This window comes from Streptomyces sp. SAT1, from assembly GCF_001654495.1.
In the GTDB taxonomy this organism is placed as follows: domain Bacteria; phylum Actinomycetota; class Actinomycetes; order Streptomycetales; family Streptomycetaceae; genus Streptomyces; species Streptomyces andamanensis.
This window is the reverse complement of the sequence record NZ_CP015849.1, coordinates 896,472-908,802: the sequence shown is the minus strand read 5'-3', so window position 1 is coordinate 908,802 and position 12,331 is coordinate 896,472. Positions and strand designations below refer to the sequence as shown.

At 72.4% G+C, this 12,331-nt stretch carries 11 protein-coding genes; 3 read left to right on the top strand and 8 right to left on the bottom strand.

Annotation, left to right across the window (positions count from 1 at the left end; translation table 11 throughout):
- Positions 1-28: 28 nt before the first annotated feature.
- Together A8713_RS03870 and A8713_RS03865 are read right to left on the bottom strand one after the other, a co-directional pair.
- Positions 29-628, bottom strand: coding sequence for a class I SAM-dependent methyltransferase (locus A8713_RS03870; RefSeq protein WP_064531424.1), 600 nt, complete (start codon positions 626-628; stop codon positions 29-31).
- A gap of 211 nt (positions 629-839) precedes the next feature.
- Complete coding sequence (locus A8713_RS03865) at positions 840-1,268, bottom strand: PPOX class F420-dependent oxidoreductase (RefSeq protein ID WP_018571052.1); 429 nt, start codon at positions 1,266-1,268, stop codon at positions 840-842.
- A 94-nt stretch (positions 1,269-1,362) separates the two neighbouring features.
- Between A8713_RS03865 and A8713_RS03860 the strand changes: the two genes are divergently transcribed.
- Positions 1,363-1,776: a roadblock/LC7 domain-containing protein gene (locus A8713_RS03860; protein WP_064537219.1), complete on the top strand. Its 414-nt coding sequence runs from the start codon at positions 1,363-1,365 to the stop codon at positions 1,774-1,776.
- 123 nt (positions 1,777-1,899) lie between these two features.
- A complete protein-coding gene (locus A8713_RS03855) occupies positions 1,900-2,958 on the top strand; it encodes a DUF6397 family protein (RefSeq protein WP_064531423.1) in 1,059 nt (352 codons plus the stop codon).
- A 77-nt stretch (positions 2,959-3,035) separates the two neighbouring features.
- Here A8713_RS03855 and A8713_RS03850 read toward each other — a convergent pair whose 3' ends face one another.
- Entirely contained in the window at positions 3,036-3,902 is an 867-nt protein-coding gene (locus A8713_RS03850; protein ID WP_064531422.1) for an acyl-CoA thioesterase, read from the bottom strand.
- Positions 3,903-3,963: 61 nt separating this feature from the next.
- On the bottom strand, positions 3,964-6,477 hold the full coding sequence (locus tag A8713_RS03845) for a DEAD/DEAH box helicase (RefSeq protein WP_018571048.1): 2,514 nt from the start codon (positions 6,475-6,477) through the stop codon (positions 3,964-3,966).
- Between the two features lie 145 nt (positions 6,478-6,622).
- On the opposite strand from A8713_RS03845, the gene A8713_RS03840 reads away from it, so the two are divergent.
- Positions 6,623-7,417, top strand: a complete 795-nt coding sequence (locus A8713_RS03840) for a metal-dependent hydrolase (protein ID WP_064531421.1) — start codon at positions 6,623-6,625, stop codon at positions 7,415-7,417.
- A 119-nt stretch (positions 7,418-7,536) separates the two neighbouring features.
- On the opposite strand, the gene A8713_RS03835 is transcribed toward A8713_RS03840, so the two are convergent.
- The 4 genes from A8713_RS03835 to A8713_RS03820 all read right to left on the bottom strand — a co-directional run bounded on the left by A8713_RS03835 (position 7,537) and on the right by A8713_RS03820 (position 12,302).
- Positions 7,537-7,794 (bottom strand): type B 50S ribosomal protein L31, encoded by a 258-nt coding sequence (locus tag A8713_RS03835; protein ID WP_018571046.1) that lies wholly within the window; start codon positions 7,792-7,794, stop codon positions 7,537-7,539.
- A 69-nt stretch (positions 7,795-7,863) separates the two neighbouring features.
- Positions 7,864-8,331, bottom strand: coding sequence for a DUF5709 domain-containing protein (locus A8713_RS03830; RefSeq protein WP_064531420.1), 468 nt, complete (start codon positions 8,329-8,331; stop codon positions 7,864-7,866).
- A gap of 306 nt (positions 8,332-8,637) precedes the next feature.
- Positions 8,638-10,419 (bottom strand): ABC transporter ATP-binding protein, encoded by a 1,782-nt coding sequence (locus tag A8713_RS03825; RefSeq protein ID WP_064531419.1) that lies wholly within the window; start codon positions 10,417-10,419, stop codon positions 8,638-8,640.
- The gene (locus A8713_RS03820; RefSeq protein WP_064531418.1) at positions 10,416-12,302 is read right to left on the bottom strand and encodes an ABC transporter transmembrane domain-containing protein; all 1,887 of its coding nucleotides are present in this window, start codon (positions 12,300-12,302) and stop codon (positions 10,416-10,418) included. Before A8713_RS03820 ends, A8713_RS03825 begins: the two co-directional genes overlap by 4 nt.
- Between the last annotated feature and the right edge of the window lie 29 nt (positions 12,303-12,331).

Here is a 12,331-nt window from a genome sequence, read left to right as displayed (position 1 = left end):
CGCGCCCTCGGGGCGCGGGACAGCGGTGTCAGCCCTCTCGGACGGCGAGCGCCAGGAAACGGGCGTCCTCGTCGACGTACGACGTCATGCGCCATCCCGATCCGGCCAGCAGCGGGCGGAGACGGTCTTCCGCGCGGAGGTCGTCCGGTGTGATCCGGCGCCCCTGACGCGCCGCGAGCGCCGCCCGGCCGATCGGATGGAACAACGCGAGCATGCCACCGGGCCGCACCACGCGCCGCAACTCCCGCAGGTTCTCCGCGGGCCGCGGCAGATGCGCGACGAGACCGGCCGCGAAGACGGCGTCGAACGACTGGGTCCTGAACGGCAGGGCGCCGACATCGGCCAGCAGCAGCCGCCCCTCACGGTCGCGGCCGGCCCGCACCGCGGCCTCCAGCATCGCCGGCGTGACATCGGCGCCCACGACCACGCCCGACACGCCCACGGCGGCGCGCAGCGGCGGCAGCGCGCGTCCGGTCCCACACCCCGCGTCGAGCACGCGGTCGCCGTCGCCGAGTCCCAGCTCGGCGACGGCGGCGGCGTAGGCGGGGCCGTCGTCGGGGAATCTGCTGTCCCAGTCCGCGGCGCGGGCGGTGAAGAACTCCTGCACGTGCGTGATGTCGTCGCTCATGCACGGCATGATCCCGCACCACCGCGCAGGCGTGCCGGGGAAGGCGGCGGGCGGGAGGCGCCGGGGGTCAGGTCAGGCCCGCGCGGATCAGCCGGGCCCACCCGATATCACCCGGCATCAGCCGGAATCAGGACCGCCTGGCATCGGCCGGAATCGGTATCACCCGGCATCGGTATCACCCTGCGTCGGTATCACCCTGCATCGGCCGGAATCAGTCGGCGAGGTCCCGCACCGCCACGACCTTGTCGATCGCGGCCCGGACCAGAAGCTCTCCCGGCACGCCGTTGCGTTCCCCGAACTCCTCGGCGCGCTCCTCGCCCATGTAGCGGGCGCCGATCCGGGCCGCCCAGTGCCGGACCTCGTCCAGGTCCTCGGAGAGCCGGGCCCGGCCCTGCACCACCACGAAGGTGAACGGCGGCCGGTCGTCGTCCACACAGAGCGCGAACCGGCCGTCCCGCACCAGATTGCGCCCCTTCACCGTCTCCTTCCCGGTGTTGAAGACCACGTCGTCCCCGTCGAGCAGGAACCAGATCGGCGCCACATGCGGGCTTCCGTCGGCCCGGACGGTCGACAGCTTGCCGGTGCGGGTGCCGTGCGAGACGAACGCCCGCCATTCCTCGTCGGTCATCTTCTGTGCCATGCCCCCATCCTGCTTGCCGGGGCAGGAACAGTGGGGAAGGCTGGCGGGAGATCCTCCGATCTGGAGGAGACGACGCATGGGGGGCGAACAGATCATGGAGCACAACCGCACACTCGGTTGGCTGCTGGACGACCTGACCGAGCGGGTGGGGGACGTCCGGCACGCCCTGGTCCTGTCCACCGACGGACTGGTCACCGGAGCCAGCACGGGCCTGCGCCGCGAGGACGCGGAGCACCTGGCCGCCGTCGCGTCCGGCCTGCACAGCCTCGCCAAAGGGTCCGGGCGCCATTTCGGCGCGGGGTCGGTACGGCAGACGATGGTCGAGTTCGACGACGCGGTGCTGTTCGTGACCGCCGCCGGCGCGGGCAGCTGCCTGTGCGTCCTCAGCAGCGCCGAGGCCGACATCGGCCTGATCGCCTACGAGATGACCCGGCTGGTGAACCGGGTCGGCGAGCATCTCGACGTCGCCACTCGCCAACCCGAGCGTCCCCCCACAACTGACCTCTGACCAGCGCGTTCGCGGGTCACCCGTGAGTTATCCACAGGCTTGCGCCGAAATGCGCGGTTCCGGCTACGGTTTTTGGTGTGCGAGCGCGGCAGGCGCGAGCAACTCACCTCACGGGGGACCCACATGTCCGGCACCACCATCACGCACGAATCCGTATCCGCCCTCGAGCCGGTCTCCGGGAATCCCGGCGCGTCCGTCGGCCAGAGCCGAGCCGCCAAAGAACTGGGACTGAAGCGCCGCGAGTTCGAACTGGCCGTGGGCCTCGGCCACATCCGGACGCTCGCCGACGACGGCGGAGGCGGCTGCCGCGTGGAGCGAGCCGAGATCGAGAGGCTCCGGGCACAGGAAGGCTTTCCGCAGGCGCTGCGCGATCGGGTGGAGGCAGTGGGCACCAGGCAGGCCGCGCAGATCATGCGGATGACCACGGTCCGGTTCACCCGCCTGGCCCGGCTGGGTCTGCTCGTGCCCGTCGCGTTCTACCTCAATCGGTACCGGGCCGTCGTCTGGCTGTATCTCGCCGACGAGCTTCGGCAGTTCGCGGCGGACGAGAAGAACACCTCGCTGCTGACCCGGCCGCTGGCCGAGACGCTGCGGGACCAGTTGGACGCGGGCGTGGACCTGCGCCCGCGCAACTGGCGCGGGCGGCACCTGGGCTTCCTGCTCCGGCAGGCCGCCGACGACCCCTGGGCACAGGCGGCGGCCCCGGCGTCACTGCTCGACCCGCTCCAGATCTCGGAGATCGTCCCCGATCCTTACGAGCGCGCCCATCTGAACCGCCACCGGACCCGGCCGCAGCCGCACGGCGCGCCCGGTTCGCCCGCCGCCGACCTCGTCGAGCACCTCTCCACGGCGCAGGACGCCGACGAGATCGCGTGGCTCCGGGCCGACTTGGCGCAATCGATGCGGGAAGCCCGCGCCCACCGGCCCGCACCGCGCCCGGCGCCGCACCACGCCGATCCGGCATCCCACCACCTTGTCCCGGGGCCGGCCTCCGGCCGACGTCCGGTCGGAGACCGGCGGCGAGCCTCCGACCGGCGTCCCGCCCTCGACAGCCGACGGCACGCTCCGGAGCGACGCCGCCCGCCCGAGCCCGCTCGGAAGCGGTCCGGACACCACCCTGGGCAGCGGCCCGCACGATGCTCGCACGGACTGCTCGGACGGCTGTTCCGCAGAGGCGCCTGACCCGCGAGCCGTGACGCGTCCGCGGCCCGCGCCACACCGCAGATCCGGCGGCGCGTCGGCGCGTCGGCGCGCGAGGGTCACACCGGGCGAAACAGACCCTCCTGGACGACGGACACCAGCAGACGCCCCCCGGTGTCGTAGATGCGCCCGCGGGCCAGCCCCCGCCCGCCCGTCGCGATCGGTGACTCCTGGTCGTACAGGAACCACTCGTCCGCCCGGAACGGCCGGTGGAACCACATGGCGTGGTCCAGCGACGCCATGTCGAAACCGCGCGGACCCCAGAGCGGTTCGACCGGCAGGCGTACGGCGTCCAGCAGCGTCATGTCACTGGCGTATGTCAGCGCACAGGTGTGCACCAGCGGATCGTCGCCGAGCGGACCGACCGCGCGCATCCACACCGCGCTGCGCGGTTCGGCGTCCTCGACCTCCTCGGTGGTCCAGCGCAACCGGTCCACGTACCGGATGTCGAAGGGCTGGCGGCGCGCCATGCGCTCGAACTGCTCCGGCAGCGCGCCCAGGTGCTCGCGGACCTCGTCGGCGACCGTCGGCAGGGACTCCGGCGACGGCACCTTGCGGGCCGGCGGCAACTGGTGATCGAAACTGCCCTGTTCGGGCTTGTGGAAGGAGGCGGTCAGATTGAAGATCGTGCGGCCCTGCTGCACCGCGGTGACCCGGCGCGTCGTGAAGGACCGCCCGTCCCGCACCCGCTCCACCTGGTACACGATCGGCACCCCCGGGCGGCCCGGCCGTAGGAAATACGCGTGCAGGGAGTGCACCGGGCGGTCGCTGTCCGTGGTGCGCCCGGCGGCCACGAGAGCCTGTCCGGCCACCTGCCCGCCGAAGACCCGTTGCAGGGACTCCTGCGGACTGCGGCCGCGGAAGATGTTGACCTCTATCTGCTCCAGGTCGAGCAGATCGACAAGCCTCTCGGCCGGGTTCGTCATGGGCGCGGTTCTCCTGTGTTCACGGCTGCGGGGCGTGCGCTTCCCGGGGACCGGAGTCGGTTCACAACTGTCCGACGGCGGTCACCCGCACGATCGCACGGCCCTCGGCGTCCGAAGCGGCCAGGTCGATCTCCGCGCTGATGCCCCAGTCGTGGTCGCCGTTCGGATCGTCGAAGATCTGCCGCACCCGCCACAGCCCGTGCTCCGGCTCCTCCTTGATCACCAGCAGCTTCGGGCCGCGGGCGTCCGGACCGGTACCCAGGTCCTCGTACTCGTCCCAGTAGCGGTCCATGGCCTCGCCCCACGCCTCCTCGTCCCATCCGGACTCGGCGTCCATCTCGCCCAGTTCGGCGACCTGGTCGAGGGCGGCGAGCTCCACCCGGCGGAACAGCGCGTTGCGGACCAGGACGCGGAAGGCGCGCGCGTTGGAGGTGACCGGCTTGACCTGGTCGGCCTTCTCCTGTGCCTCCTCCGCGGTCATCTCCGCCGGGTTGGCCAACTGCTCCCACTCGTCCAGCAGGCTGGAGTCGACCTGGCGCACCATCTCGCCCAGCCAGGCGATCAGATCCTGGAGGTCCTCGGACTTCAGGTCGTCCGGGACGGTGTGCTCCAGGGCCTTGTAGGCGCTGGCCAGGTAGCGGAGCACGATGCCCTCGGTCCGCGCCAGCTCGTAGAGGGAGACCAGCTCGGTGAAGGACAGCGCCCGTTCGTACATGTCCCGGACCACGGACTTGGGCGACAGCGGATGGTCACCGACCCACGGGTGGCTCTTGCGGTAGGTGTCGTAGGCGTGGAAGAGCAGTTCCTCCAGCGGCTTGGGGTAGCTGACGTCCTGGAGGCGCTCCATCCGCTCCTCGTACTCGACGCCGTCCGCCTTCATCGCGGCCACGGCCTCGCCGCGCGCCTTGTTCTGCTGGGCGGCCAGGATCTGCCGCGGGTCGTCCAGCGTGGACTCCACGACGGACACCATGTCCAGCGCGTAGGACGGCGACTCGGGGTCCAGCAGCTCGAAGGCGGCCAGGGCGAAGGTGGACAGCGGCTGGTTCAGCGCGAAGTCCTGCTGGAGGTCGACCGTGAGGCGCACGATCCGGCCCTCGGCGTCCGGCCGGTCGAGCTTCTCGACGATGCCGCCGTCCAGCAGCGAGCGGTAGATGGCGATGGCCCGCCGGATGTGCCGCAACTGCTGCTTGCGCGGCTCGTGGTTGTCCTCCAGCAGATGCCGCATCGCCTCGAAGGCGTTGCCGGGACGCGCGATCACCGACAGCAGCATGGTGTGCGTCACCCGGAAACGGGACGTCAGGGGCTCCGGCTCGGAGGCGATGAGCTTGTCGAAGGTGGTGTCCGACCAGGCGACGAACCCCTCCGGCGCCTTCTTGCGGACGACCTTGCGGCGCTTCTTCGGGTCGTCGCCCGCCTTGGAGAGCGCCTTCTCGTTCTCGATGACGTGCTCGGGGGCCTGCGCGACGACGAAGCCCTCCGTGTCGAAGCCCGCGCGTCCGGCGCGGCCCGCGATCTGGTGGAACTCACGGGCGCGCAGGGTCCGCACCCGACTGCCGTCGTACTTGGTGAGCGCCGTGAACAGCACCGTGCGGATCGGGACGTTGACCCCCACACCGAGGGTGTCCGTACCGCAGATCACCTTCAGCAGACCGGCCTGGGCCAGCTTCTCCACCAGCCGCCGGTACTTGGGCAGCATGCCGGCGTGGTGGACACCGATGCCGTGCCGCACGTACCGGGAGAGGTTGCGGCCGAACTTGGTGGTGAAACGGAAGTTGCCGATCAGCTCGGCGATCTGCTCCTTCTCCTCGCGCGAGCACATGTTGATGCTCATCAGCGCCTGGGCCCGCTCCACCGCCTGGGCCTGGGTGAAGTGCACGATGTACACGGGCGCCTGCCGCGCCTGCAGCAGCTCCGTGAGTGTCTCGGTGAGCGGGGTGCGCCGGTACTCGTACGACAGGGGGACCGGGCGGGTCGCCGAGCGGACCACGGCCGTGGGGCGGCCGGTGCGGCGGGCGAGGTCCTTCTCGAAGAAGGAGACGTCGCCGAGTGTCGCCGACATCAGGACGAACTGGGCCTGCGGCAGTTCCAGCAGCGGGATCTGCCAGGCCCAGCCGCGGTCCGGTTCCGCGTAGAAGTGGAACTCGTCCATGACGACCTGGCCGACGTCGGCGTCCTTGCCGTCGCGCAGCGCGATGGACGCCAGCACCTCGGCGGTGCAGCAGATGACGGGCGCGTCGGCGTTCACGGAGGCGTCGCCGGTGAGCATGCCGACGTTCTCGGTGCCGAACAGCTTGCACAGCTCGAAGAACTTCTCCGACACCAGCGCCTTGATCGGAGCGGTGTAGAAGGTGACCTCGTCCCGGGCCAGGGCGGCGAAGTGCGCACCGGCGGCGATCATGCTCTTGCCGGACCCGGTGGGCGTGGACACGATCACGTTCGCCCCGGAGACCGCCTCGATCAGCGCCTCCTCCTGGTGCGGGTAGAGCGTGAGACCCCGCTCCTGGGCCCACGACTCGAAGGCTTCGTAGAGGGCGTCGGGGTCGGCGGTCGGCGGCAGCTGATCGATGAGGGTCACGCACCCATCTTGCCTGGCCGCCCGGCCCCAGCGGGAATCGCCTGCCCGAGCGAAGATCACGACCGCTACGCTGTGTCGCCGACGCGGTGTCAGCACACCGGGCCGACTGGACGACGGCACACGACGAACGGGGCGGGGAACGGCCATGATGGGACCAGCACACTCACTGTCGGGTGCCGCAGCCTGGCTGGGCGTCGGAGCGGCGGCAGCGGCGATGGATCACCCGATGCCCTGGCCGGTCGTGCTGGTCGGCGCGCTGATCTGCGCCGGGGCGGCCCTCGCCCCCGACCTGGACCACAAGGCCGCCACCATCTCGCACGCCTTCGGGCCGCTGTCGCGCTGGCTCTGCGAGATCGTGGACAAGCTCTCCTACGCGGCCTACAAGACGACACGCAAGAAGGGCGACCCGCGCCGTTCCGGCGGTCACCGCACGCTCACGCACACCTGGCTCTGGGCGGTGCTGATCGGTGGCGGTGCCTCCGTCGTGGCGATCACCGGCGGACGCTGGGCGGTCCTCGCGATCCTCTTCGCCCACATGGTCCTGGCCATCGAGGGGCTGCTGTGGCGGGCGGCCCGCGGCTCCAGCAGCGACGTCCTGGTGTGGCTGCTGGCCGGGACGAGCGCCTGGATCCTCGCCGGGATCCTGGACAAGCCGGGCAACGGCTCCGACTGGCTGTTCACGGCGCCGGGCCAGGAGTACCTGTGGCTGGGGCTGCCGATCGTGCTGGGCGCGCTGGTCCACGACATCGGGGACGCGCTGACCGTCTCCGGATGCCCGATCCTGTGGCCGATACCGGTGGGCCGCAGGCGCTGGTACCCGATCGGACCCCCCAAGGCGATGCGCTTCCGGGCGGGCAGCTGGGTCGAGCTCAAGGTGCTGATGCCGGTGTTCATGGTGCTCGGCGGAGTGGGCTGTGCGGCGGCGCTGAACGTCATCTGACCTGTTCGCCGGGCCCGGTCTCCCGCGCCCGGCCGCCGCACGGACGGCGGGCCGGGCCGTCACGACTCCTGTCGGCCGCGTCCTCCGCCCAGCCTCTGCCCCCGCTCTCCTGCGCGTCCTCAGCCCTGGCCGGAACCGCCCCCGTAGCGGCGCTCGAACCGGGCGACCCTGCCCTCGGAGTCGACCGTGCGGGCCTTGCCGGTGTAGAAGGGATGGCTCTCCGAGGAGATCTCCACGTCCACCACCGGGTATGTCTCCCCGTCGTCCCAGTCGATGGTCTCGTCACTGGACGCGGTCGACCGGGTGAGGAAGGCGTAGCCGGCGGCCCGGTCGCGGAAGACCACGGAGTGGTAGTCGGGGTGCTTGTCCTGCTGCATGGATGCTCCTCGTCGTACGGCGGTGGCCCGGAGGGCGGCGGCGACGGGGCGCGGGCGGCGAGGGCTGCCCTACAGGGACTCCTCGTCGACGACGTGCATCGCGGCCTCCTCGGCGGAGGCGGCTGCTCCGTCGATGCCCACGTCCGTGGCGACCAGCGCGCTCTCCTCGTCCTCGTGCACACCCTCGTCGGGCGCGACGAGCCGGCCCGAGCGGCCGGCGCCGACCTCGTTGTCCAGGAGTTCCCCGTCGGAGCCGTCGCAGTCACCGATGCCGTCGCCGTCCGGCGCGGCGAGATCGGGCAGCTCCTCCGACAGCCGCTGGTCCAGGGTCTCGCCCCGCCGGCGCTCGGCCGCCGTCACACCGGTGTGCTCCACGGCCCACGGCCGCTCGGGAGGGGACCAACCGCGGTCCAGAGGGTCCTCGACCCCGTCGTTCTCCAGCGTGTCCTCCGAGTCGAGGACCCCCGTGTCCTCCTTGACCTCGGAGTCGTCATCGGGCTGGTAGACGTCGTCTCCCCATCCGTCGGCGCTGTCCACGGGTACCTCCAGGTGGTGGGGACGGGCCCGTTCTCGCTCCGCCCGGCGCGAGCCGGACGGTCCCCGGGCGCTCCCCGAGCCGCTTCCACCTCCCAGACTTCCACCCCTGTTCGGCACCGCGCAACGGCACGGCCGCCCCGCCCCGGCCGTGCGCCCGCCGGGACCGTCCGGGTCTCCCCGGCACCCCCGGACCGCACGCCCGCCGCCACCGCCGATGCCGACGCGCACGCCGCTGTCACCACCGTCGGCGCCGCGCGCGGTGCCCGCCGTCTCGGCGACGGCTCCACGTGCGGCGCCCCGGATGCCTCAGCCGTGCCAGGAGCGCCACAGCGCCGCGTAGGCGCCGTCCGCCGCGACCAGCTCGTCATGACTGCCCAGCTCGCTGACCCGGCCGTCCTCGACCACGGCGATCACATCGGCGTCATGGGCGGTGTGCAGTCGGTGGGCGATGGCCACGACGGTGCGTCCGTCCAGGACACGGGCGAGGGACCGTTCCAGGTGCCGGGCCGCGCGCGGGTCGAGGAGCGAGGTCGCCTCGTCCAGGACCAGGGTGTGCGGATCGGCCAGGACCAGGCGGGCCAGCGCGACCTGCTGCGCCTGGGCCGGTGTGAGCGCGAGACCGCCGGAGCCGACCTCGGTGTCCAGGCCGTCGCCGAGCGCGCGGGCCCAGCCGTCCGCGTCGACGGCTCCCAGCGCCGCCCACAGCTCGGCGTCCGCGGCGTCGGTACGCGCCAGCAGGAGGTTGTCGCGCAGCGAGCCCACGAAGACGTGGTGCTCCTGGTTGACCAGGGCGACATGGGAGCGGACGTCCTCGGCGGGCATCCGGGACAGCTCGGCGCCACCGAGGGTGATCCGGCCGTCCCGGGGGGCGTAGATACCGGCGAGGAGCCTGCCCAGTGTGGACTTGCCGGCGCCCGAGGGCCCGACCAGGGCCAGCCGGGTCCCCGGTTCGACCTCCAGGGAGACCTTGCGCAGCACGTCGACACCCTCGCGGTAGCCGAAGTGCACCCGGTCCGCGTGCACCTTCCGTCCGTCGGGAGCCAGCGAGGCGTCCCCGGCGTCCGGCTCGATGTCGCGGACGCCGACCAGCCGGGCGATCGACACCTGCGCCACCTGCAACTCGTCGTACCAGCGCAGGATCAGTCCCACCGGGTCGACGAGCATCTGCGCGATGAGGGCGCCCGTCGTGAGCTGGCCGACCCCCAACCAGCCCTGGAGCACGAAGACCCCGCCGACCATCAGTACGGACGCGAGCACCGTCACATGGGTGATGTTGACGACCGGGAACAGCACCGACCGCAGCCACAGGGTGTAGCGTTCCCAGGCCGTCCACTCCTTGATGCGCCGCTCCGACAGGGCGATGCGGCGTTCGCCCAGCCGGTGCGCCTCCACGGTGCGCCCGGCGTCGACCGTCTCGGCGAGCGCGGCGGCCACCGCGGCGTATCCCGCGGCCTCCGAGCGGTAGGCGGACGGCGCCCGCCGGAAGTACCAGCGGCAGCCGACCACCAGCAGCGGCAGGGCCAGCAGCACGGCCGCGCCCAGCGGCGGAGCGGTGACGACCAGTCCGCCCAGCAGCAGCACCACCCACACCACACCGATGGCGAGCTGGGGCACGGCCTCGCGCATCGCGTTGGCGAGCCGGTCGATGTCCGTGGTGATCCGGGACAGCAGGTCGCCGGTGCCCGCCCGTTCCAGCACGCCGGGCGGCAGGCCCACCGACCGGACGAGGAAGTCCTCGCGCAGGTCGGCCAGCATCCGTTCGCCGAGCATCGCGCCGCGCAGCCGCACCTCGCGCACGAACACCGCCTGGACGGCCAGCGCCAGCACGAACAGGGTGACGGTCGTCCCGAGACGCAGTTCTCGCGTCCCGTCCGAGACCCGTTCGACCAGATCGCCCAGCAGCCACGGGCCCGCCATGGAGGCGAGGACCGAGACGGTGTTGACGGTGACGAGCAGCACGAAGGCCCGCCGGTGGCGGCGCAGCAGTTCGCCCACGTAGGCGCGGACGGTCGACGGGGCGCCGACAGGCAGGGTGTCGGCCGTCGTCGGTGCCGCCGGGTCGTACGCCGGAGGGGCCACGCCGATCATGCGGTCTCCTCGATCTCTTCCAGTTCTTCGAGCGCGTCCCGCAGGGCGCCCTCGCCGTTCTCCACGGGCGTCTCGGCTCCCGCGGCCCGCTCCTCGTCCGTCTCGCGGGTCACCACCGATCGGTACCGGGGGTCGGTGCGCACCAGCTCGCGGTGGGCGCCGACGGCGGCGGCCGTGCCCTCGTGGACGAGGACCACGCGGTCGGCATGGTCCAGGAGCAGCGGTGAGGAGGTGAGGACCACGGTGGTGCGTCCGGACCGCAGATCTTTGAGACCCTCCGCGATCCGGGCCTCCGTGTGGGAGTCGACGGCGGAGGTCGGCTCGTCCAGGACCAGCACCTCCGGGTCGGTGACGAGAGAGCGGGCCAGGGCCAGACGCTGGCGCTGGCCGCCGGAGAGGGACCGGCCGCGTTCCGTGATGCGGACGTCCATCGGGTCCTCGGCGGCCGACGACGCCTGGGCCAGAGCCGTCAGGACGTCACCGCACCGGGCCGCCGCGAGCGCCGCGTCGGCGGTGACCTCGCCCGAGGCGGGCACGTCGAGCAGTTCGCGCAGCGAACCGGAGAGCAGCACCGGGTCCTTGTCCTGCACCAGGACGACCGTGCGGGCCCGGCCGAGCGGCAGCTCGTCCAGCGGCACGCCGCCCAGGAGCGCCGAGGGGCCGGGTTCCTCGGGGTGGCCGCCCAGCCGCTCCGCGAGGCGGCCGGCCGCGTCGGGGTCCCCGCACACCACGGCGGTCAGGACCCCCGCGGGCACAAGGAGTCCGGTCGCCGGGTCGTACAGGTCCCCGGAGGGAAGGGACGAGTCGGCCGCCGGCCGGTCCGCGGGACCGGGGAGGTCCGGTGCCGGAGCGTCGACCTCCGTCCGCCGTGGCCCGCTCCGGGGCGCGGTCCGTTCCAGTGACAGCACCCGTGCCGCGCGCTTGGCGGACGGGCGGGAGAAGGAGTACGCCATGGCGATCTCCTCGAAGTGGCGCAGGGGGTAGGTGAGGACCATGACGGAGCTGTAGACGGTGACGAGTTCGCCCACGGTGATGCGGCCCTCGCGGGCCAGGTGCACGCCGTACCAGACGACGGCGATCAGCAGCAGACCCGGAAGCAGGACCTGGACGGCCGAGATCAGCGACCACATGCGGGCGCTGTGCACGGCCGCCTGCCGGACCTCCTGGGAGGCGCGGCGGTAGCGGTCGAGGAACAGTTCCTCGCCGCCGATGCCGCGCAGTACCCGCAGACCGGCCACGGTGTCGGAGGCCAGCTCGGTGGCGCGGCCCGCCTTCTCGCGCTGCACGTCGGCCCGCCGGGTGGCGCGCGGCAGCAGCGGCAGCACGGCGAGTGCCAGCGCGGGCAGGCCCACCGCGACCACCACGCCGAGCGCCGGTTGGTAGACCAGGAGGGCGACGCAGACCAGCACGACGGTGACGGCCGCCGCGGTGAACCGGGAGACGGCCTCCACGAACCAGCCGATCTTCTCGACGTCGCCGGTGGAGACGGCCACCACCTCTCCGGCGGCGACCCGCCGGGTCAGCGCCGAGCCCAACTGGGCGGTCCTGCGGGCCAGGAGCTGCTGGACCCGGGCCGCCGCGGTGATCCAGTTGGTCACCGCGGCGCGGTGCAGGAAGGTGTCGCCGAGCGCGTTGCCCACGCAGACCAGGACCAGGAGGCCGCCGCTGAGGGCCAGCCGGGTGCCGGAGCGGTCGACGACGGCCTGCACGGCGACACCGACGCAGAACGGCAGCGCGGAGACGGAGCAGAAGTGCAGCAGTCCCCAGGCCAGTGCTCTCAGCTGGCCGCCGAGCTGGTTGCGCCCCAGCCACCACAGGAATCGGGGACCCGAGCGTGCGTCCGGCACACCCGGGTCGGGATACGGAAGGTCTTGAATCTGCATGACGTCCCAGTGGTTCGGGTCGAGGGCAC

Bases quoted from the DNA above. Each gene is read 5' to 3' on its own strand.
- A8713_RS03820 (WP_064531418.1), bottom strand. From the start codon at position 12,302: ATGCAGATTCAAGACCTTCCGTATCCCGACCCGGGTGTGCCGGACGCA.
- A8713_RS03855 (WP_064531423.1), top strand. From the start codon at position 1,900: ATGTCCGGCACCACCATCACGCACGAATCCGTATCCGCCCTCGAGCCG.
- A8713_RS03825 (WP_064531419.1), bottom strand. From the start codon at position 10,419: ATGATCGGCGTGGCCCCTCCGGCGTACGACCCGGCGGCACCGACGACG.
- A8713_RS03850 (WP_064531422.1), bottom strand. From the start codon at position 3,902: ATGACGAACCCGGCCGAGAGGCTTGTCGATCTGCTCGACCTGGAGCAG.
- A8713_RS03840 (WP_064531421.1), top strand. From the start codon at position 6,623: ATGATGGGACCAGCACACTCACTGTCGGGTGCCGCAGCCTGGCTGGGC.
- A8713_RS03865 (WP_018571052.1), bottom strand. From the start codon at position 1,268: ATGGCACAGAAGATGACCGACGAGGAATGGCGGGCGTTCGTCTCGCAC.
- A8713_RS03860 (WP_064537219.1), top strand. From the start codon at position 1,363: ATGGAGCACAACCGCACACTCGGTTGGCTGCTGGACGACCTGACCGAG.
- A8713_RS03870 (WP_064531424.1), bottom strand. From the start codon at position 628: ATGAGCGACGACATCACGCACGTGCAGGAGTTCTTCACCGCCCGCGCC.
- A8713_RS03835 (WP_018571046.1), bottom strand. From the start codon at position 7,794: ATGCAGCAGGACAAGCACCCCGACTACCACTCCGTGGTCTTCCGCGAC.